Here is a 21,307-nt window from a genome sequence, read left to right as displayed (position 1 = left end):
TCGGATTAAATCCTTGAACGAGCGTTAACCTTAAATCCTTCGTAAATTTTGTCATACAAAAAACTGCACCTCCAATTGTTAGACTGTGTCTAACAATTGGGGTGCAGTTCATTTATAGATCAGCTTCTTTTTATAAGATTAAACTAAGTTTAATACAGTTACTTTTTCACGTGTCATAGACTCAAGGCTCTTACGAATACCTTGTGCGCCCATACCTGAACCTTTTACACCGATGAATGGGAAGTGGTCAGGGCCGCGCTCTGTGCGTCCGTTAATTTGAACAGAACCAGTTTCGATTTTGTTAGCAATTGCAAATGCTTTGTTAATGTCTTTAGTGAAGACACTTGCTTGCAGACCGAACTCTGATTTGTTAGCAATTTCAATTGCTTGTTCATCTGAAGAAACACGGATGATTGGAAGGATTGGGCCGAATGGCTCTTCCCAAGCAACTTTCATCTCTTCTGTTACGTGATCGATTAATGTTGGGTAAATTAAGTTACGCTCACGTTTGTTACCGATAACGATTGTAGCACCTTTTTCTACAGCGTCGTCAACTAAACCTTGAACGAAGTCAGCAGACTTGTCGTCGATTAATGGAACGATTGTGCTATCTTGTTCTGGAGATCCAACTGATAGTTCAGCTACTTGCGCTTTTAATAAGCTAACAAGCTCGTCCGCTACGTTTTCGTGTACAAGTACACGTTTAATAGCTGTACAACGTTGACCAGAGTAAGAGAATGCACCGCTTACGATATGGTTTGCAGCATCTTGTAAGTCAGCATCTTCACGAACGATACCAGGATCTTTACCACCAAGTTCTAATACAAGTGGAATCATTGAAGCTTTTTTCGCTAAATGTTTACCTGTGTTTGTACCACCTGTGAACGATACCATATTGATGCCTTCGTGTTCTACTAAGTAGTCACCAATTACAGAACCGCGTCCTGTAGCTACGTTTACAAGACCTTTTGGAAGGCCAGCTTTATGAAGTGCTTCAACCATTTTAATACCACTAATTGCACCTTGAGTTGCTGGTTTGAAAATAACAGCGTTACCCATAATTAATGCTGGTGCAAGTTTTGCAGCAGATAAGTTTACTGGGTAGTTAAATGGTGCGATTGCTAATACAACACCAAGTGGTGCGCGTTGGATAATCGCAAGCTTAGATTTTGTACCGCCCGGGAAGCTATCGCCCATCATGCTTTCTCCGTGCATATGTAAAGCTTCTTCGATCGTGTAACGAATGAAGTCAGCTGTACGAACAACTTCTTTCTTCGCATCTTTATATCCTTTACCGACTTCTTTCATAATGATATCGGCAATTTCATCCTGCATATTTACGAGCTCATCAGCCCATTTATATAAGTATTTTGCGCGATCTTGTAGGGAAGCTTCAGCCCATGATTTTTGAGCTTCTTTTGCAGATGCAATTGCTTCATCTACTTCTCCGCGAGTAATTGCTTGTACTTGTCCAATTACTTCGTGTAAGTATGGAGATGGAATTTCGATTGTTTCTCCTGAAGAGCTTTCTCTCCATTCTCCGTTTAAATAAAATTTGTACGTATTGCTAGTTGTCATGATTAGTCCTCCTAAAATAGCAACTTGTAAGAGTGAGTATAAGGTGATTGTAGGGGGTTTGATAACATTTTTCAAATGAAATGTTTGTGAAAACGATTTCTTATTCTTTTTTTATTTTGTATGCCCTTTCTTACAGAACATTCCCTTATTTCAAAATGGTGTATCATATATTTTTATTTAAAGTGTGAAAAAATAATTGACGGAATACTCAATAAAGTTGTAAGATTATAAATGGAAAATAAATGAAAGGGGTGTGCGTAATGATTGTAATCGTAAATGTAATGGGCTTAGCTCTGTTAAATGGCAGAAAACATTCATATCATTACGCAACCCGTACGGATATATAGGGCATCTTTGTCTTATAAGAAGCGTACGTTGCGTATATCGTAACGTACGCTTTTTATGCATTCCTGTGCATATCGTCAAGCGGCGGTATGCTTTTTTTTGTTTATTTTCCCTTGTTTAGTTCCGATAAAAAACTTTGGAAGGTGGAAAAATGTGATGAGATTGTATGGGTTACGAAATGTAAATGTGATAGGTCTGGATAGTGGATAAAGAAATGAGAGGTAAACGAGAACGAGAAGGGAGAGGTTACATTGTTATCAGTATTACTAAAGCTAAAATGGTTTTTTAGGGAGCACTGGAAGAGATATAGTATTGCCATTGGAGCTCTTTTAATTGTGAATATAGTTGAAGTGATTCCCCCGAAAGTGTTAGGGGTTACGATAGATAACATAAAAACAGGAACGTTATCGAACGAAGCTATTATACAGTCTATTCTTATTTTAATAGGGGTTACGATCGTTGGATATGGCCTTACTTTCGTATGGCAACATCAATTGTTTGGCGGTGCATTCGTACTTGAGAAAACGATGCGCTCTAAATTTATGGGGCATTTACTTAAGATGACGCCGACTTTTTATCAAAAAAATCGTACTGGTGATTTAATGGCGAGAGCGACAAATGATTTGAAAGCAATCGCTATGACAGCTGGTTTTGGTATATTAACGCTTGTGGATTCTAGTTTATATATGCTTACGATTGTCTTTATGATGGGGTTTACAATTAGTTGGGAGCTTACATTTGCAGCGCTTATTCCGCTTCCAATTATGGCGTATGCGATGAATATATATGGAAAGAAATTGCATGAAAGATTTACAGTTGCACAAGATGCGTTTGGTGATATGAACGATAAAGTGCTTGAATCAATCGCTGGTGTGCGCGTTATTCGTGCATACGTACAAGAGAATGCAGACGAGGAAAGATTTCATCATTTAGGAGATGACGTCTACGAAAAAAATATGAAGGTAGCAAAGATTGATGCATTATTCCAACCAACTGTGAAAATGCTTGTCGGTCTTAGTTATTTAATCGGCTTAGTGTACGGTGCATACCTTGTGTTCCAGTCAAAGGTGACGCTTGGTGAACTCGTTTCTTTTAACGTGTATTTAGGGATGATGATTTGGCCGATGTTTGCAATTGGGGAATTAATTAATGTTATGCAAAGAGGAAATGCTTCGCTTGACCGTGTGAATGAAACGTTAGCGTATGAGCCAGATGTAAAGAATCCGAAACATCCAAAGCTTGTGCAAGAGCCGGATTATATTCAGTTTGATGATGTGTCTTTCTCATATCCTTCATCAACTGAAGAAAATTTAAAAAAGGTTTCTTTCACATTAAAGCAAGGAGAAACGCTAGGGGTTGTCGGAAAAACAGGAAGCGGGAAAACGACGCTTGTACGTCAGCTTCTTCGCCAATATCCGCTTGGAGATGGAGATATTGCAGTTTCTGATGTGACTTTAGATAAAATGACGAATGAAAATGTACTCGGCTGGATTGGTTATGTACCGCAGGAGCATATTTTGTTCTCAAAAACAGCGCGAGAAAATATTTTATTCGGAAATAGGGAAGCGACTGAAGAAGAACTAGAGAAAGCAATTGAAATTGCTGCGTTTAAAAAGGATTTAGAGTTTTTACCAGAAGGGTTAGAAACGCTCGTTGGAGAGAAAGGTGTTTCTTTATCAGGAGGGCAAAAACAAAGGATCTCGATTGCACGAGCTGTTATTCAAAATCCAGAAATTTTAATTTTGGATGATTCTTTATCAGCTGTAGATGCTCGTACGGAAGCAGCGATCATTGAAAATATAAGAACGGAAAGAAGTGGAAAGACGACGATTATTACGACGCATCGTTTATCTGCAGTGCAACATGCGGATTGGATTCTCGTTATGGATGAAGGCGCAGTTATAGAAGAAGGTACGCATGATCAGCTTATCCAAAAGGGAGGCTGGTATGCTGAACAGTTTGAAAGACAACAAGGTGAAAGTGAAAGTGCGGATAGTGGGGTGAAAATATGAGCGTTTCAAAACGATTGTTTCAATACGCGATGAAAGTGAAAGGGACGATTTTTGCTGCGATGTTAATGTTATTTATTTTCGTCATCGCAGAGCTTGCTGGTCCTTTCGTCGCTAAAACGATGATTGACGATCATATCGTCGGGATAGAGAAACCTTGGTATGAAACAGAACAGAGTGAAGATGCTGTTTCGTATAATGGGGCTTTTTATAAGCGAAGTGATCGCTTTGAACAAGGCGAGAAAAAAGGAAAAGAAGTACGCGTAATGCAAGTCGGTTTTCAATATTATTTTGTACCGAATAAAGTAAATGCGGAAGGGTCACGGACTGTAAAAGGGGATATGATTACCGTTCAAAATGGTAAGGCGGTGCAAGTGTATAAAGCGAAAGCATTAACGAAAGAAGAAGTGTTTGCATTTTATAAACCAGAAATAAACCGTCTATTATTACTTGGTGGTGGCTATTTCGCTTTATTAGTAGTCGTGTCATTATTTGCATACGGAAAGCAGTTCTTCTTGCAGAAGGCAGCGAACAAAATTATTCAAATTATGAGGGAAGATGTTTTTTCTCATATTCAAACGTTGCCAATTCGGTACTTTGATCATTTACCGGCGGGGAAAATTGTTTCGCGTGTGACGAATGATACAGAGGCCATTCGTGATTTATATGTAACGGTGCTGGCAACATTCGTTTCTAGTATCATCTATATTATTGGGATATTCGCTGCGTTATTTTTATTAGATGTGAAGCTCGCTTCATTATGCTTATTAATTATCCCAATTTTAATTGTTTGGGCGATTCTTTATAGAAAATATGCGTCTGTATACAATCATAAAATGCGCTCTCGCTTATCTGATATTAACGGAACAGTGAATGAATCCATTCAAGGGATGCCAATTATTCAAGCGTTCCGTCAAGAGCGTGAAACGAAAAAAGAATTTGAAGAATTAAATGGCGATTATTTTAAGTATCAAAATAAAATTTTAAATTTAAATGCAGCAACTTCGCATAACTTAGTAGCCGTATTAAGAAATATAGCTTTCACAGGAGTAATTTGGTATTTCGGCGGTGCGTCATTAAGTGCTACAGGTATTATTTCACTTGGGGTACTGTATGCGTTCGTCGATTATTTAACACGATTATTCTCGCCAATTACGAATATGGTGAACCAGCTTGCAAACTTAGAGCAAGCGCGCGTTGCATCAGAACGTGTCTTTGAATTGTTAGAGGAAAAAGGGGAACCGGTAGAAGAAGAACGTATGCCTCGTTTAAAAGGAAATGTAAAATTTGATAATGTATCATTTTCTTATAATGGAAAAGATGAAGTGTTAAAAAATATTTCTTTTGAAGCGAAACAAGGCGAGACAGTGGCACTTGTCGGTCATACTGGATCAGGAAAAAGTTCTATCATGAATGTACTCTTTCAATTTTATGAGTTTGAAAAAGGAAAGCTTACGATTGATGGTCACGATGTAAAAGAGATGCCGAAACAAGCAACCCGTGAACATATGGGAATCGTACTGCAAGACCCGTTTCTTTTTAGCGGGACGGTCGCTTCCAATGTAAGCTTAGAAAATGAAAAAATTTCAAAAGAGCGTATCATAAAAGCATTGCATGATGTTGGTGCTGAAAGATTTGCGAATAATATAAATGAAGAAATTACAGAAAAGGGAAGTACGCTTTCCACTGGAGAACGTCAGCTTATTTCATTTGCTAGGGCGCTTGCTTTTGATCCAGCTATCTTAATTTTAGATGAAGCAACGTCTAGTATTGATACAGAAACAGAGGCGATGATTCAACAAGCACTAGAAGTTGTAAAAAAAGGAAGAACGACATTTATTATCGCTCACCGCCTTTCAACGATTAAAAGCGCAGATCAAATTATTGTGCTCGATAGAGGAACCATTTTAGAAAAAGGCTCTCATGATGAACTCATGAAAAAGCGGGGGCGTTATTACGATATGTATAAAACGCAAATGGAAGGCAATCAGAGTGCTTAATATGCATGGAGGAGAACTTGTGATTTTCACAAGTTCTTTTTTATTGATGAACATGTCGACTCTTTAGCGAATTACGACAGTTAAATAAGAAGTATTGTTTTACCTTTTTCTCCATAAATGCTATATTAAAAAATGTTACTTATTTTTTGTATGTAGCGTTATTTTTCCCTTTTGTTTGATTATGAAGAAAAAGGATAAACTAAATAAGAACATTTTCATTGAAAAATTGTTCAAGATTGCATACAATCAATATAGTTTTTAAATTCCTATCAGAATACTTGGAGGATTACTATCATGAAGAAATTATTTTCAGTGCTTGCAGTAACTACATTAGCGATCGGGATTGTAGCCGGCTGCGGTAAAGAAGAGAAAAAAGATACAGCTAGTCAAGACGCGTTACAAAAGATTAAACAAAGCGGTGAACTTGTAATTGGTACAGAAGGTACATATCCACCATTTACGTTCCACGATTCAAGCAATAAATTAACTGGATTCGATGTTGAATTAGCAGAAGAAGTTGCAAAACGTTTAGGTGTAAAACCTGTATTTAAAGAAACACAATGGGATAGCTTACTTGCTGGCCTAGATGCAAAACGTTTCGATATGGTTGCAAACGAAGTTGGTATTCGTGAAGATCGTCAAAAGAAATACGATTTCTCTAAACCATACATTTCATCTTCAGCGGCATTAGTTATCGCAAAAGATAAAGATAAGCCTGCTACATTTGCTGATGTAAAAGGGTTAAAAGGAGCACAATCTTTAACGAGTAACTATGCAGATATTGCTAAGAAAAACGGTGCAGAAATCGAAGGTGTAGAAGGATTTAGCCAAGCGGCAGAATTATTAGCTTCAGGACGCGTTGATTTTACAATTAATGATAAGTTATCAGTATTAAATTATTTAGAAACGAAAAAAGATGCAAAAATTAAAATTGTAGATACAGAAAAAGAAGCTTCACAAAGTGGATTCTTATTCCGTAAAGGTAGCGATAAGCTTGTACAAGAAGTAGATAAAGCGTTAGAAGATATGAAAAAAGACGGTACGTATGACAAAATAACGAAAAAATGGTTCGGTGAAAATGTATCTAAGTAGTGCATTAGTTTCAGATCGATTGTCTACTTGGATAGATATTATGCAGACTTCCTTCATGCCTATGCTGAAGGAAGCTGTTTTTACAACAATTCCATTAACGCTTATTACATTTATTATCGGTCTTATACTTGCGACGTTAACAGCGCTCGCACGTATTTCAGGTAGTCGTATTTTACAATGGATTGCTCGTATCTATGTATCTATCATTCGCGGAACGCCACTTCTTGTACAGTTATTTATTATTTTCTATGGTCTTCCAACTCTTAATATTGAAGTTGAGCCATATACAGCAGCAGTTGTTGGATTTTCATTAAATGTCGGTGCATATGCATCTGAAATTATTCGTGCTTCTATCCTTTCCATTCCGAAAGGGCAGTGGGAAGCAGCTTATACAATTGGGATGACATATCCACAAGCATTAAAACGTGTTATTTTACCACAAGCAACGCGCGTATCAATCCCGCCGCTTTCAAATACATTTATTAGCTTAGTGAAGGATACTTCATTAGCATCGTTAATTTTAGTAACAGAAATGTTCCGAAAAGCGCAGGAAATTGCGGCGATGAACTACGAGTTTTTAATTGTTTATTTTGAAGCAGGTCTTATTTACTGGGTTATTTGTTTCTTATTATCAATCGTACAACAGATGTTAGAAAAGCGTTCAGAACGCTATACATTAAAATAATCCTTTTACAAAAGGAGTTTTTGTTTTTATGATTTCAATTCAGCACTTACAAAAAAGTTTCGGAGATAATACCGTACTAAAGCATATAGATTTAACAGTTGAGAAGGGCGAGGTTGTTGTTATTATTGGGCCGTCTGGATCTGGTAAAACGACATTCTTACGTTGTCTCAATGTATTAGAAACGCCAAACGCTGGTAATATTCGTATCGGTAATAAAGAGCTTAACTTCTCTCAAAAAGTAACGAAGAAAGATATTGTTAATCTTCGTACGCAAACAGGTATGGTATTCCAGCACCATAATTTATTCCCGCATTTAACAGCACTTCAAAATGTAATGGAAGGGCTCGTTACAGTGAAAAAGATGGGGAAAGAAGAAGCGAAGAAAAAAGCAAACTATTTCCTTGAAAAAGTTGGTTTAGCAGATAAAGTGGATTTATATCCGTTCCAATTATCAGGCGGACAACAACAGCGCGTTGGAATTGCGCGCGCACTTGCGATGGAGCCGGAAGTGTTACTATTTGATGAGCCGACGTCAGCGCTTGATCCTGAACTCGTTCAAGAAGTTCTGAAAGTAATGAAAGAACTTGCTAAAGAGGGCATGACGATGGTTATTGTAACGCACGAAATGCGTTTTGCACATCAAATTGCGAACCGTGTTATTTTCATGGATGGTGGTGTCGTTGTCGAACAAGGTACACCAGAAGAAGTATTTACAAATCCAAAAGAAGAACGCACGAAGAAGTTTTTACAAATGTTGCAATAAATTAAGGAAGGTCTCAAGGCATATGCCTTGAGACCTTTTTGCCATATATATTTATTTGTGGAATCCGCCAAGGCTTTGCTCAGCCATTGCAACTAGACGTTTTGTGATTTCTCCACCAACTGAACCGTTAGCGCGAGCCGTAGAATCTGCTCCTAATTGTACACCAAATTCTTGAGCGATTTCGTACTTCATTTGATCGATTGCAGCTGTTGCACCTGGTACTACTAATTGATTTGAAGAATTTTGGTTTGCCATAGGAATATATCCTCCTTAGAGTTATAAAAGTTTTTTTGGTTGGACTAGCTGGAGTTGAACCAGATTATCGCCCCGGTTGGCGCTAATCCATCGGTAATTAAGTTTGTACTCATAGTATGGATGTTACCTAGAAAGATATACAAAATAATAATTTGTAAATTTTGTCAAAAAAACGTATTGATTTCGTAAATTATGAAATAAGAGTAATCGTTGTATTTTTAAGAAAACAGGCCAAACTAAGGGTGATATTAAATATAATTTTTTCATTGTAGCCTGCTACTTGTAGGCTAATTATTAGCTTCTTATTTATGATTTATTGAAATAAAAATGAAATCGGTAGCAACTTCATAGTTCTATTTTTAAGTAGGGATGGAGTGGGCGCTCCTATGTCTGGATAGGTTGCTCTCTTCACTCTAAAAAAGAGAGGCTTATAAACGATAACGTATGGAGGAATCATGATGGGGATTTGCCCGCTTTGCAACGCATTAGAATCACAAACATATTCTTGTCAAAATTGCCAAAGTATACTCCAAGATTATGGGAAGTCTGTAGATTACATAGACGATTATAGTGCCTATATGGATCAAGAATTATTAAGTGCAGTAGATGGTTTAACGCATAATAATTCAAATGAATATTGCAATCATATTTTTTATTGCAGAGTATGTAACGTGGAAACTGAGGTTGTAGTAAAACTTGTGTAAATAGAAAACTTCCACCTTATTATCTAGGTGGAAGTTTTTGTTTTTGTATTTGTGAGTGAATCATAGGAGAAGGGATATGTTCGGTGTTTGATGAAGCCCCTGATTTTATTTGAGACATTTTTTCTTTTGTATCACGTAAAGAATGTTCAGTTAAGTAGACGGCATATTCGTAAAATAACTGGCGCGTCAGTTCACTTTGCTCTTTTAATTTTTTATCTTGGAATACAGTTCGCCCAGGTTTAGAGTTGGCTTCAAAGAGCCAAGGATTTTCCTTTGTGTCTAAACCGATATCAAAACCGATTTCTCCAATATTTCCAGTTACTTGTTCATCGAGCGCGTAACTTATTTGTAAGGCAGTATGTTTTAATTTATTTTCAATTTGAACTTGTTTCGTTGAATCTGGAAAAAGCTCTTGTAATAATTTTGTATCACCGCCACTATTTACGTGCGTTGTTAAACTGCCTTTGCCGGCGATTTTGGCGACGATTGCACTAACTATCCAATTACCGAAATGGTTTTTATTTGTATGAATGCGGAAATCAACAGGTTGCCCATCGAAGCGAAGTAACGAAATACCTTGCTGTACGATAAACTTTTTTAAATCATGTCCTTTTAATACGTGGTTTAGAAGCGTTTCTAATGATTGATACTTTCTCAGTTTATTTTCTTCATTTTCGCGATAACGACAGTAGTAGCAATTCTCTGTTTGAGAATAAAATATTTGATGAATATTTCTACCAAAGCTCCCGTGTATTGGTTTCATGTACACTGATTTATACGTGCCAAGAAACCGTTCTACTTGTTCAAAATGCTGAAATGCTTCTGTATTTGGTAATAAGGGTTTAATTGATTCGTCTTTCGTAAGAAGTTGATGAACTTCCCATTTATTGAAAAAACCTGGGTTAAACCATGGAATGCAGTAGTCTTGTTCTAATTTTCTTTTTGCCCTGACAATTGGTTTATAATTTTCCGCTTGCCGATTCGGTAAGCGATCGTAAATGACATTTGGTAAAGGGACTTTTTTCTTTATCCATTGTTTCTCTTGAAAGAAATATCCTTCAATCGTTTCTTCTTCCCAGTGTATATGTTGAACCCCAAAGACGAATACGAACGGTCGTAATGAGAATGGTGGTGTTAATAACTCACTCAGAGCAATTGAACGATTTCCTAAAGGGTTAGAAGAATCATCATTAAAGCCAGTTGTAAAAATGCCGATTAATGGTCCGAAAATAATTGTTTGGTTTTGTGTAAATGCATGAATAGTAGTTGATTGAGGCAGTAAAAGTTTTTCGGCAATATGCTTTCCGATAATAATTTCGCGAGTAAAGGAATAATGAATTTTCACCTCTTCACTTGCAATATGACGTATGCCGAAGGAGAGAGATGTAATAGGCGGTGTAATAGAAAAAACGTAAGGTAAAGTAATGCTATTTGGATGGTCATCTGAAATATTTAATGTATATATATGCTCTTTCAAAATAGGTTTACCTCCTTTCATTATGGTGTAAAGCGACTGAATTTAAGTGGTCCGTGAAATATCTTTTCAGCTAATGAATCACTATGACGAATGTATTGTTCGTAAGGAGGGATCGTGTTGACATACATAAGCCAAATTGCGCCTTTTTGATCCATAATTGTGGAAAGTTCTAGTTCGAATAATGAAGAATAAGACTGATCTAGTGTTTGGAATACTTCATTTATAATGTCGTGTAAAGCGTCTTGCAATAGTTGCACACCTGTACTAGATAGTACGTATTTAATTTTTGAAAATGAATGCAATGAATCATCGTCTGTTGCTGAAGGTAAAAGCTGATTAGGAAATGAACTTTTTTGTATAAATTGACCTATAACATTCCAAGTTTGTTCTTTGTTTTTTTGCAAAATAGTTCGAATGTGGAGTGGGTATGTTAATTGATTTGGTGGTTGTAGCATGGTATGCACTATGTAGCGTGATGAACGTATGTTAGATTTACACCAAGATATAAATTCATCTGTCCGCTTGATTGGAAGAGAAGTATGGTATTTTTCATTTACTGTATCGATATGAAACGTTTTATTTTTGTAAGCGACTCGATATAAGTTATCTTTAGAATGTATATTAGTGGGGCGTATAATAATATCTTTAGATTTTAACAACAGTTTGAAAATGTTTTGTATCGTTGCCATTTCAAATTTAGGTATATAAGGAGACAGTTTTTTATTAGTAAGAAATAAATCATGTAGTTCACTTAAGTTAATAAGTGTGTTATTTAAAAAGGTAGTGGAAGGACGGTTGTGCAAAGAGTGAATAATTGATTTTGCTTTTTCAAAGTCTGTTTCCTCGTGAAAAGAATAACGATCATATATATAAGAAGGAATAGGGAATGTTTGCTCTTTCCATTTTCCTGTATCTGTATCGTAAATAAGACCAGAAACAAGGTCTGTTTTAGAATCAATACAAAATGGCGTAAACTGGGCAACGACATTATGATAAAGCCGAGCGCGTTTAGCGATTTCGGTGTAATACGTTTGCTCATAATGAAGTTTAGAAGTTAAAAGGCCGAGAACCAACGAAATCACTCCTTTACTACTATTTGCATAATAGGCGAAGCTATATATTGCAAATACGTTTTTATACCATTATACTTTTGTCCGTATGATGATATGCTATAGTTTTGGAGAAGTGAAAGGTTGATTGTAATGAATATATGGTTAAATATGTTAACGACGACAGGACTCGGAGCAATTATTGGGGGATACACGAATCATTTAGCGATAAAAATGTTATTTCGTCCTCATCGTCCTATTTATATCGGAAAGTTTCAAGTTCCATTTACACCAGGGTTAATTCCGAAGCGTCGTGATGAACTTGCTGTTCAATTAGGAAAAATGGTTGTAGAACATTTGTTAACACCAGAAGGAATCGGAAAAAAGCTAACAAATGAAGAGTTTCAAAAAGGTTTAATCCACTGGGCGCAAGTGGAAGTGGATAAAGTAATTACGAATGAACAATCACTGCGATATATGTTAGAAAAATGGAATGTAGCGCATGTAGAAGAAGAAGCGACTCGAAAAATCGAATATGTGATTACAGAAAAAATTCATGCATTTTTAGCAGAGTATTATACATATACATGGGAACAGGCTTTACCTCATTCTGTACATGAAAAAGTAGAGAATGCGATTCCGAATGTCTCTGCGTTTATTTTAGAGCGAGGAATTAGCTTTTTTGAAAGTGAAGAAGGGAAAGCACGTCTTTCAAAAATGATTGATGATTTCTTTGCTTCTCGCGGAACGCTACTTAACTTAGTCGGAATGTTTTTAGGAAATGTAAGTGTTGTGGATCGTGTGCAGCCAGAAGTTATTAAGTTTTTAGGGCAAGATGCTACAAAGCAGCTTTTAACTGACGTACTGCAAAAAGAGTGGGAAAAGTTAAAAGGAAGAGATGTAAAAGAATTAGAAGCATTTGTAGAGAAAGAAATGATTGTAAGCTCCGTGCTGTCAGCAGTTAAAGTAGAGGAAACAGTGAGTAAGTTTTTAAATCAATCTGTTCAGCAAGTATGTGAACCAGTTCGAGAAACAATTATTGAAAAAGTGGTTCCAAGTGCAGTAGCGAAAGGCTTAAAGTGGGGAACAGAAAATGTAGAGAGTATACTAAATAATCTACACCTTGCGGAAATTGTCCAGCAAGAAGTGTCTACATTCTCAACAGAAAGATTAGAAGACTTAGTTCTGTCTATTACGAAAAACGAATTGAAAATGATTACGTATTTAGGAGCGTTATTAGGCGGAATGATCGGGCTCGTACAAGGATTGTTACTATTGTTTCTTAGATAATAAGGTGAGTACATAGAAATAAAAGTGAAATTTCTTCACATCTCTTGCATAGTTTGATATGGTAAGAAGAGGTGCGTATGTAAATGCACGTAAAAGGCAGTGCGAGTGAAAAGCGCTAGCCTTCTAAAGGAGGAAAAATAAAATGACAAAGAACATTCATGATGTTGCATATGAATTACAAAAAGCAATCGCTGAAAACGAAGACTTCAAAACTTTAAAAGAGAGCTACGCAGCAGTTCAAGCTGACACAGCTTCAAAGAACTTATTCGATGAGTTCCGTACAATGCAACTTAGCCTACAACAGAAAATGATGCAAGGCCAAGAAATCACTGAAGAAGACAACCAACAAGCACAAGAAGTTGTAGCTCGCATTCAACAAGATGCTAAAATTACAAAATTAATGGAAACTGAGCAACGCCTAAACGTTGTAATCGGTGACGTTAACAAAATTATCATGAAGCCACTTGAAGAATTATATAGCGCGCAACAACAAGCGTAATAGTGGAAGACGCTCCTATGGGGGCGTCTTTTTTGTTGTAGAAAAAGGCTTATATTTGGAATAAGGGGAACTGTACGTTTTATATTATATATCCGAATAATTCATGTTCGGTAAAGCGTAATCAATTTTTGATGAAATATGAATAAACTTTCATTAGTATTAACTAAGGTTTTTCTTTAAAATTACATATTAGGACAAGGAGGAAGGTGAACTGTGAGGCGTTGTATCGAGTTATATCACTTTAAATATGAAATATCATTAAAAAAGTTGGTACATGTGATAATGGAAAGTGATTTTTTATCAAAATTCTCAGCTAGTAGGAATTTTACTTATAAATGAATCTGAAATTAGGATAAATAATATTAGTATTACAACTAACAAAGTAGAGATTTATTGAATGAATGATAATGTGAAAGTTATTCTATATCAGAGGATAACTATATTTTTTGTGCTTATAACCGTTAAATGAAATGTGTATGCTTTAATTTATGATGACAAAATGTAGAAAATGGAGTTATTGCTGTAGTTAAAAAGGAGTTTTGTACAAAAGTGATTCGAGTATTTAAGTATGAATATCAATTGATTGTAACGTTACTATCGCTTAGTTTATTTAGTTATTTTGCAATCGAAATTATGTTATATCCTAGGGTAGGGATTGAGATAGAGCATCAAGAAAATCATTTGGTGATTAATAATATTGTGAAAAATAGCTGGGCAGCAGAACAAGATCTAGCAGTCGAGGATATTATTGAAAAAATAGATGGGATTCTCCCTGATGATAACTCTAATATTTCATTATATGGTGCTACTGAAAGGGTAAAGAAAATTACAATCAAGAAAGGGGGAACAATAGAAGAATATAAAGTAGAGTATAATCCGTACGATAAGCAATTGGTTTATCATCTTTTTTTACCAACTGTGTTTTATCTAACGTGTTTTTTTGTGGCTACATATATTTTAATACGTGCTCCATACTTGAATGCAGGAACGAAAGATTTAATCTATTTTCTGCATTGTTTAGGAATGAGTTACATTAGTATTATGGCGGGGTTACGAAAAGATTCAATAGCGTATATTGTAGTTGCTATTTCTTTAACGTACTCAGTTGTCTTTTTTATAAAATTTATGGACATGTTTACGAAAAACTTGAAGATAAGGTTTATAACAAAAACAAAATTAATCTACATAAATATAATAGCGTTTATTTTAGTTTGTTTAACCATTTTTATTTATTTAAAATATAATGATTTATCGACGAGTTATATTATATTGTTAAGTTCTGTTTTGTTTTTATTAACAGTATATGTATTGTTTAGATTTTATTTTAAAAGTAGAAAAAGTTATTATTTTAAGTTTATAAGAGTTATTATTATGAGCACAATCATATCAGCCATGCCATTTATATTCTTATTTTTAATTCCTAATTTGATAAATTACAAAGAAATAATAAGTGTCGAGACGACAGCGATCTTTTTTTTATTGGTTCCAATTTGCATTTTTTATATGATTATTGAAGGGAAAATATTTGATTATAATTTTGTTATTCATAGAGTTCAATATTATGCTTTACTGTCGATATGTCTAACGGGTTTCATCGTTATACTAGGGATTTTAATTTTCCACAATACTAGCGATAACATATTAGATGTTATTCGATTTGCTGGTATCTTGTTTGTTTCGTTAATGCTTTCTTGCTTTATAAAGGATTATTTGGATTTTAAATTAAGGAAAAAATTATATCATTCTCAGAAAAATTATCAGTTTAGTTTACATAGATTTTTACATCAGGCAAAAAATGAATATAAGTTTTCAAACTTAATTGTTAGCATAAAGAGAGAAATCAATGATGTATTAAGAAGAGAAGAAATATGCTGTATTGAAGTGAGTAAAGGGGATAATTCGCTCCAAATTATTGGGGATGGATATGTTTCTGAAGATGTGCTAAAGCAATTGAATGGATATCAGTTAGAGACATATACTGTTGGTTCCATTATACAATTAGAAGATCATTTTGTGTTTGTTTTGTCCATTTCAGCAAAAACAATGATTATATTGTTATGTAAGTCTAATAATAGGAGAGGTTTGAACATTCAAGAAATTGGATGGTTAGAGACATTGTGTAGTTATGCTGATTTATTATTAGAATGCTCATATCAAGTGGAAGAATTAGTGAATCAGTTGCAAACGATAAATGAACCGAAACAGCCTCCAATTTGGCTTTCAAAGTTACTATTTAATTTGTCTGAAAAAGAGCGGACAAATTTGGCGAGTGATATTCATGATGGTGTATTACAAGACCAAATACGCTTGTCTAGGAAATTAGAGGAATATCATAAAGATATTCCAGATGTCGATATGAAAAAAATAATTAACGAAGTATATGAAGATGTCTTAGATCATATTTATGTCATTCGTGAAACATGTAATAACTTACGTCCTCCATTTCTATATGAATTAGGTTTGAAAAAAGCATTATTAGATTTATTTAAACAAGTAAATCTTAAAGCTACATTTTTCTTCTATTATGAAATTCAAGATAATATTATTCTACCTAATGTAGAATATGAACAAGCAATTTATAGAATTATTCAGGAGTTATTAAATAATGCACTAAAGCATTCAAAAGCTTCTAAAGTTACAATTCGATTATATGAGCAAAATGGATATTTGAATTTAACTTATGATGATGATGGGATAGGAATGGGGATAGATTTAGACGAGTTAAATCATTCTTATAGTAGTTTAGGTTTATCCGGGATTGTAGCTAGAATTCATAGTTTAGGTGGAGAAATGTCAATAGATTCAAAGGTGAATAATGGATTAAAGATTAAAGTTAGTATGAAAATTGATTAATTGATTCAATCTTTAGATGTGGAAGGGATGAAAAAATGATTTCTGTTCTTGTTGTAGATGATCACGTTGCAGTTGGCCTAGGGACTAAAGCATTAATTGAAAGATATGATGATATAGAGGCTGATGTTTTCCATGATAGTGAAGAAATAAGAGAAGTTATGCATAATAAACAGTATGATGTATATTTAATAGATTTACAAATGCCAAAAATAAATGGTTTAGAGCTTTCTAAATATATACTTAGTGTGCAACCAGAAGCAGCTATTCTTATTTTTACAGGATTTGATGTGCTTGCACATTATAATTTATTAATAGATAACGGAGTACTTGGTGTATTAAGTAAAACTTCTTCTGAGAAAGAAGTGGTAAACGCAATCCGCCATGCAGTGAAAAAAGAAGTAGTTCTTTCTCATCAACTTGTAAGACAGTTAAGGATAGTAGAAAATGCATCTAATATAAATGTAGAAGGCGAAATGAAAAATATAATTTCTTTAAATGATGAAGAGAAGATGATTCTAGTTGAAGTTGGTAAAGGAAAAACAAATAGAGAGCTTGCCGAAATATTAAACTTAAGTCAAAGATCGGTAGAATATAAATTGACCGACATATTTCATAAGTTACAAGTTTCATCAAGAATGGAAGCAGTACAAAAGGCGAAAGAACTATGGTTTATTCCAACTATAAATTTTTAATGTAGCTCTTTATTAAATTGCGGTATTCACGCAAGAAAAATGCGTGAATACGAGAGGAATGTTCGGTGATATAAATGGAAGAATATAGTATAGTTACATTAAAGGCAAAATAAACTCGCGAGGACTAACAGCTTAATATATTGCCTTTTATTAGGATGTATAGTCGTATTCAAGTATATACTAATTAATAACAATCAATATAAATATAATTATTTGAAAGACAGTCAATTATTTTAAGACACGGTAAAAAATTGCTGTAATCAGTTATTAGTATTGCATTGTTAAAAGAGTAATTTAGGGTTGAGTTACTCCAATTGATAAAAATCCTATACTTTGTCAATATAGTGATTTTATCGTCCATTATTTGTTGTTATTTTGCGTTTGTTGTTTTTGCTTGGGCCTCCTTTAAGGAGGCCTTTTTTTATAGGAAACGGATGAAGTGCATCCTCAAACATTAAAAACCCCTTTCAAAATAGCCATTTTTTATTGGTTATTTTGAAAGGGGTATACTAATAGCAAGGTACTATAAATTTGTTAATAATGTGAATAGGTGGAAGTATTTTTGTGCATTTTTAGAAGAGATATAAAAATGTTATTTTAAGATAAACAAAAGGTTGTAAGCGCATTCTTTAAATCTTGTCAAAATAATGTCGAATTCATATTGTTGGAAAAATAATGCATTTGTAATATAATGATAAATGATACTTCACCACATTAATTAACTAGGTGAAATTAAAATCTTTATTACACACATTATGAAATAAAGGGATGATTAGTTTTGAGTACAGGTGTAAAAGCAAACGACGTGAAGACAAAAACAAAGGGAGCAGATCTTGTTGTTGATTGTTTAATTAAACAAGGTGTTACACATGTTTTCGGTATTCCAGGAGCAAAGATTGACTCTGTATTTGATGTATTGCAAGAAAGAGGACCAGAGTTAATTGTTTGTCGTCATGAACAAAATGCAGCATTTATGGCAGCTGCTATTGGTAGATTAACAGGGAAACCGGGCGTATGTCTTGTAACTTCAGGACCAGGGACATCAAATTTAGCGACAGGTCTTGTTACTGCGAATGCGGAGAGTGATCCCGTTGTTGCTTTAGCTGGTGCAGTACCGCGTACGGATCGATTAAAACGTACGCATCAATCTATGGATAATGCTGCACTATTCGAACCAATCACAAAATATAGCGTAGAAGTAGAGCATCCTGATAATGTGCCAGAAGCACTTAGTAATGCATTTCGAAGTGCGACTTCCACAAATCCGGGAGCTACTTTAGTAAGTCTTCCGCAAGACGTTATGACTGCGGAAACAACTGTAGAGTCTATCGGTGCGCTTTCTAAGCCACAACTTGGAATCGCTCCCACAAATGATATTACATATGTAGTAGACAAAATAAAATCAGCGAAATTACCAGTTATTTTACTCGGTATGAGAGCGAGCACAAATGAAGTGACGAAAGCTGTTCGTAAATTAATTGCGGATACAGAACTTCCTGTCGTTGAAACATATCAAGCAGCTGGTGCGATTTCACGTGAGTTAGAAGATCATTTCTTCGGCCGCGTTGGATTATTCCGTAACCAACCAGGTGATATTTTACTAGAAGAAGCAGACCTTGTGATTTCTATCGGTTATGATCCAATCGAGTATGATCCAAAGTTCTGGAATAAACTTGGCGACAGAACGATTATTCATCTTGACGACCATCAAGCAGATATCGACCATGATTACCAACCAGAGCGTGAATTAATTGGTGATATTGCCTTAACGGTAAATAGCATCGCGGAGAAATTACCGAAACTTGTATTAAGTACGAAATCAGAAGCGGTATTAGAACGATTACGCGCAAAATTATCAGAACAAGCAGAAGTTCCAAATCGTCCTTCAGAAGGTGTTACGCATCCACTTCAAGTGATTCGTACACTTCGTTCTTTAATTAGTGACGATACAACCGTTACATGTGACATCGGTTCCCATTCTATTTGGATGGCGAGATGTTTCCGTTCTTATGAACCACGTAGATTATTATTTAGTAACGGTATGCAAACGCTAGGTGTTGCACTTCCTTGGGCAATCGCAGCTACTTTAGTAGAACCAGGTAAAAAAGTAGTTTCCGTATCAGGTGACGGTGGTTTCTTATTCTCTGCGATGGAGTTAGAAACGGCGGTACGTTTAAATTCTCCAATCGTCCATCTTGTTTGGAGAGACGGCACATATGATATGGTTGCATTCCAACAAATGATGAAATACGGCAGAACATCCGCTACAGAGTTTGGCGATGTTGATCTTGTGAAATATGCGGAAAGTTTCGGGGCGTTAGGTCTTCGTGTTAACACGCCTGATGAATTAGAAGGGGTATTAAAAGAAGCATTAGCAGCAGATGGTCCTGTCATTATTGATATTCCAATTGACTATCGTGACAACATTAAATTAAGCGAAAAATTATTACCAAACCAATTAAACTAATGGAGGCAGATTTGAGATGACTGTTGCGCAATTAATTGATATTGATGCAAAAAAAACGAAAACGAGTAATGAAGTATATCAAACATCTACAATGCTTGCGCTATTAGATGGTATATATGATGGTGTAATTAGCTTTGAAGATTTGAAAAAACATGGTGATTTCGGCATCGGCACATTTGATCAATTAGATGGTGAAATGATTGCATTTGATAATGAATTTTATCATTTACGTTCAGACGGTTCAGCGGAAAAAGTAGAGCCAGAAGAAACAACGCCATTTGCGACTGTAACGTTTTTTGAAAAAGAAATGAGTTATACGGTAGAGCGTCCGATGAATCGTGAAGAAGTTGAAGCGTTATTACATGAATTAATGCCAAGTCAAAACTTGTTTTACGGTATTCGAATGGACGGTACGTTCCGTGAAGTAAGGACGAGAACTGTTCCAAGACAAGAAAAACCGTATACACCGCTCGTTGAAGTGACGAAATCACAACCAATCTTTTCATTTGAAAATACAGAAGGTACGCTTGCTGGATTTTGGACACCAGATTATGCGCAAGGTATTGGGGTAGCTGGATTCCACTTACATTACATTGATGATGAAAGAAGCGGGGGCGGACATGTTTTCGACTATGTTATAGAAAACTGTACGATCCAAATTTGTCAAAAAGCTCATATGCATTTAGCACTTCCAGAAACAGCTGATTTTATGGCGGCTGAATTATCAAGAGAAAATTTAGAGGATAATATTGCAACTGCGGAAGGTGCAGAGTAAGAGGGAAAGACTGTTCCATTTTGGAACAGTCTTCTTTTATTCGTAATGTTATTATTTGTCGATAAATCGATATTTCTTGTCGAACCGTTGATATATTGTAAGTTACGATAGATATATTTGAAAAATTGTTGATATCGCTTATTTTTTTGAAACAAACGGATGTCCCTCATAATAAAAACGCCACGGATAGTGTACAGCTTCTTCTGCATAGTCGATATTAATACGAGGTCCTGCTGTTATTTTATATTGTGATGATATGTGTTCTTCTTTTGGAACTAATTCAATATGTAACGTATCACTTTGTAACGATACACCGCGTTCTTTTAAAGTGATGCCAAGTGCACGGCATAGTTTGCCAGGACCGTTCGTTAAATTTTTGTACTGCGCTTTTGTAATTTCGGTCTTATTGTAGCGCGCTAGTTTTATTTCTTCTATTCCATCTACCGGCTCAAGAGCTCGAATGAGAACACCTTGTGGGGTGCCCACTGGCGCTGTAATAACGTTAAAGCAATGATACATACCATAAATTAAATATACGTAAGCATGCCCTGGTGCACCAAACATAACTTCTGTGCGATCTGTCCGTCTGCCTCCGTAACTATGTGCGGCCTTATCATCTGGGCCTTTATATGCTTCTACTTCTACAATGATTCCGCTTCGCTTTATTCCGTCTACAATATGAACAAGTTTTTGCCCGAGTAATTTTTTTGCGACTTCTAACGTATCGCCTTCATAAAAAGAAGGAGGTGCCTGCATTGTACTATCTCCTTTGCT

General features: G+C 35.4%; 17 protein-coding genes. 12 read left to right on the top strand and 5 right to left on the bottom strand.

The window, feature by feature from the left end:
- Positions 1-138: 138 nt before the first annotated feature.
- Complete coding sequence (gene gapN / locus ACTFSL_RS17890; protein ID WP_000213634.1) at positions 139-1,578, bottom strand: NADP-dependent glyceraldehyde-3-phosphate dehydrogenase; 1,440 nt, start codon at positions 1,576-1,578, stop codon at positions 139-141.
- Between the two features lie 596 nt (positions 1,579-2,174).
- Here gapN and ACTFSL_RS17885 point away from each other — a divergent pair.
- The 5 genes from ACTFSL_RS17885 to ACTFSL_RS17865 all read left to right on the top strand — a co-directional run bounded on the left by ACTFSL_RS17885 (position 2,175) and on the right by ACTFSL_RS17865 (position 8,472).
- On the top strand, positions 2,175-3,935 hold the full coding sequence (locus tag ACTFSL_RS17885; protein WP_000953783.1) for an ABC transporter ATP-binding protein: 1,761 nt from the start codon (positions 2,175-2,177) through the stop codon (positions 3,933-3,935).
- Positions 3,932-5,932: an ABC transporter ATP-binding protein gene (locus ACTFSL_RS17880; protein ID WP_000116641.1), complete on the top strand. Its 2,001-nt coding sequence runs from the start codon at positions 3,932-3,934 to the stop codon at positions 5,930-5,932. The genes ACTFSL_RS17885 and ACTFSL_RS17880 overlap by 4 nt, the downstream gene beginning before the upstream one ends.
- 294 nt (positions 5,933-6,226) lie before the next feature.
- Positions 6,227-7,024: an amino acid ABC transporter substrate-binding protein gene (locus ACTFSL_RS17875; RefSeq protein WP_000732840.1), complete on the top strand. Its 798-nt coding sequence runs from the start codon at positions 6,227-6,229 to the stop codon at positions 7,022-7,024.
- On the top strand, positions 7,011-7,709 hold the full coding sequence (locus tag ACTFSL_RS17870) for an amino acid ABC transporter permease (RefSeq protein ID WP_000281501.1): 699 nt from the start codon (positions 7,011-7,013) through the stop codon (positions 7,707-7,709). Before ACTFSL_RS17875 ends, ACTFSL_RS17870 begins: the two co-directional genes overlap by 14 nt.
- A 28-nt stretch (positions 7,710-7,737) precedes the next feature.
- A complete protein-coding gene (locus ACTFSL_RS17865; protein WP_000623610.1) occupies positions 7,738-8,472 on the top strand; it encodes an amino acid ABC transporter ATP-binding protein in 735 nt (244 codons plus the stop codon).
- A gap of 51 nt (positions 8,473-8,523) precedes the next feature.
- On the opposite strand, the gene sasP is transcribed toward ACTFSL_RS17865, so the two are convergent.
- The gene (sasP, locus tag ACTFSL_RS17860) at positions 8,524-8,727 is read right to left on the bottom strand and encodes a small acid-soluble spore protein, SasP family (RefSeq protein WP_000013338.1); all 204 of its coding nucleotides are present in this window, start codon (positions 8,725-8,727) and stop codon (positions 8,524-8,526) included.
- Positions 8,728-9,185: 458 nt separating this feature from the next.
- On the opposite strand from sasP, the gene ACTFSL_RS17855 reads away from it, so the two are divergent.
- Positions 9,186-9,431 carry a hypothetical protein gene (locus ACTFSL_RS17855; protein WP_000510476.1) on the top strand — a complete coding sequence of 82 codons (246 nt, stop codon included), beginning with the start codon at positions 9,186-9,188 and terminating at the stop codon, positions 9,429-9,431.
- Between the two features lie 19 nt (positions 9,432-9,450).
- Here the strand turns inward: ACTFSL_RS17855 and ACTFSL_RS17850 are convergent, their stop codons facing one another.
- The gene (locus tag ACTFSL_RS17850; RefSeq protein WP_000658062.1) at positions 9,451-10,908 is read right to left on the bottom strand and encodes a YheC/YheD family endospore coat-associated protein; all 1,458 of its coding nucleotides are present in this window, start codon (positions 10,906-10,908) and stop codon (positions 9,451-9,453) included.
- A gap of 20 nt (positions 10,909-10,928) precedes the next feature.
- On the bottom strand, positions 10,929-11,981 hold the full coding sequence (locus tag ACTFSL_RS17845) for a YheC/YheD family endospore coat-associated protein (RefSeq protein ID WP_025687293.1): 1,053 nt from the start codon (positions 11,979-11,981) through the stop codon (positions 10,929-10,931).
- Positions 11,982-12,110: 129 nt separating this feature from the next.
- On the opposite strand from ACTFSL_RS17845, the gene ACTFSL_RS17840 reads away from it, so the two are divergent.
- From ACTFSL_RS17840 to alsD, 6 genes are all read left to right on the top strand, one after another.
- Positions 12,111-13,247, top strand: coding sequence for a DUF445 domain-containing protein (locus tag ACTFSL_RS17840; protein ID WP_440042154.1), 1,137 nt, complete (start codon positions 12,111-12,113; stop codon positions 13,245-13,247).
- 142 nt (positions 13,248-13,389) lie between these two features.
- Positions 13,390-13,746 carry a YlbF/YmcA family competence regulator gene (locus tag ACTFSL_RS17835; RefSeq protein ID WP_000164614.1) on the top strand — a complete coding sequence of 119 codons (357 nt, stop codon included), beginning with the start codon at positions 13,390-13,392 and terminating at the stop codon, positions 13,744-13,746.
- 549 nt (positions 13,747-14,295) lie between these two features.
- Positions 14,296-16,599 (top strand): ATP-binding protein, encoded by a 2,304-nt coding sequence (locus tag ACTFSL_RS17830; RefSeq protein ID WP_000621686.1) that lies wholly within the window; start codon positions 14,296-14,298, stop codon positions 16,597-16,599.
- Positions 16,600-16,634: 35 nt separating this feature from the next.
- Positions 16,635-17,291, top strand: coding sequence for a response regulator transcription factor (locus ACTFSL_RS17825; protein ID WP_000626498.1), 657 nt, complete (start codon positions 16,635-16,637; stop codon positions 17,289-17,291).
- Between the two features lie 778 nt (positions 17,292-18,069).
- Positions 18,070-19,758, top strand: coding sequence for an acetolactate synthase AlsS (gene alsS / locus ACTFSL_RS17820; RefSeq protein ID WP_098939789.1), 1,689 nt, complete (start codon positions 18,070-18,072; stop codon positions 19,756-19,758).
- Between the two features lie 16 nt (positions 19,759-19,774).
- Positions 19,775-20,533, top strand: coding sequence for an alpha-acetolactate decarboxylase (gene alsD / locus ACTFSL_RS17815; protein ID WP_119683008.1), 759 nt, complete (start codon positions 19,775-19,777; stop codon positions 20,531-20,533).
- A 138-nt stretch (positions 20,534-20,671) separates the two neighbouring features.
- Here alsD and ACTFSL_RS17810 read toward each other — a convergent pair whose 3' ends face one another.
- Positions 20,672-21,289 carry a DNA-3-methyladenine glycosylase gene (locus ACTFSL_RS17810; RefSeq protein WP_001148797.1) on the bottom strand — a complete coding sequence of 206 codons (618 nt, stop codon included), beginning with the start codon at positions 21,287-21,289 and terminating at the stop codon, positions 20,672-20,674.
- Between the last annotated feature and the right edge of the window lie 18 nt (positions 21,290-21,307).

This window comes from Bacillus cereus group sp. MYBK108-1 (assembly GCF_051917185.1).
GTDB lineage: Bacteria > Bacillota > Bacilli > Bacillales > Bacillaceae_G > Bacillus_A > Bacillus_A cereus.
Note: the sequence above shows the minus strand (reverse complement) of the source record. Positions and strands in the feature narration are given on the sequence as shown.

Excerpts from the sequence above, each read along its gene's own strand:
- gapN (WP_000213634.1), bottom strand. The coding sequence starts at position 1,578 with ATGACAACTAGCAATACGTACAAATTTTATTTAAACGGAGAATGGAGA.
- ACTFSL_RS17880 (WP_000116641.1), top strand. The coding sequence starts at position 3,932 with ATGAGCGTTTCAAAACGATTGTTTCAATACGCGATGAAAGTGAAAGGG.
- ACTFSL_RS17875 (WP_000732840.1), top strand. The coding sequence starts at position 6,227 with ATGAAGAAATTATTTTCAGTGCTTGCAGTAACTACATTAGCGATCGGG.
- ACTFSL_RS17870 (WP_000281501.1), top strand. The coding sequence starts at position 7,011 with ATGTATCTAAGTAGTGCATTAGTTTCAGATCGATTGTCTACTTGGATA.
- ACTFSL_RS17865 (WP_000623610.1), top strand. The coding sequence starts at position 7,738 with ATGATTTCAATTCAGCACTTACAAAAAAGTTTCGGAGATAATACCGTA.
- sasP (WP_000013338.1), bottom strand. The coding sequence starts at position 8,727 with ATGGCAAACCAAAATTCTTCAAATCAATTAGTAGTACCAGGTGCAACA.
- ACTFSL_RS17855 (WP_000510476.1), top strand. The coding sequence starts at position 9,186 with ATGGGGATTTGCCCGCTTTGCAACGCATTAGAATCACAAACATATTCT.
- ACTFSL_RS17840 (WP_440042154.1), top strand. The coding sequence starts at position 12,111 with ATGAATATATGGTTAAATATGTTAACGACGACAGGACTCGGAGCAATT.
- ACTFSL_RS17835 (WP_000164614.1), top strand. The coding sequence starts at position 13,390 with ATGACAAAGAACATTCATGATGTTGCATATGAATTACAAAAAGCAATC.
- ACTFSL_RS17825 (WP_000626498.1), top strand. The coding sequence starts at position 16,635 with ATGATTTCTGTTCTTGTTGTAGATGATCACGTTGCAGTTGGCCTAGGG.
- alsD (WP_119683008.1), top strand. The coding sequence starts at position 19,775 with ATGACTGTTGCGCAATTAATTGATATTGATGCAAAAAAAACGAAAACG.
- ACTFSL_RS17810 (WP_001148797.1), bottom strand. The coding sequence starts at position 21,289 with ATGCAGGCACCTCCTTCTTTTTATGAAGGCGATACGTTAGAAGTCGCA.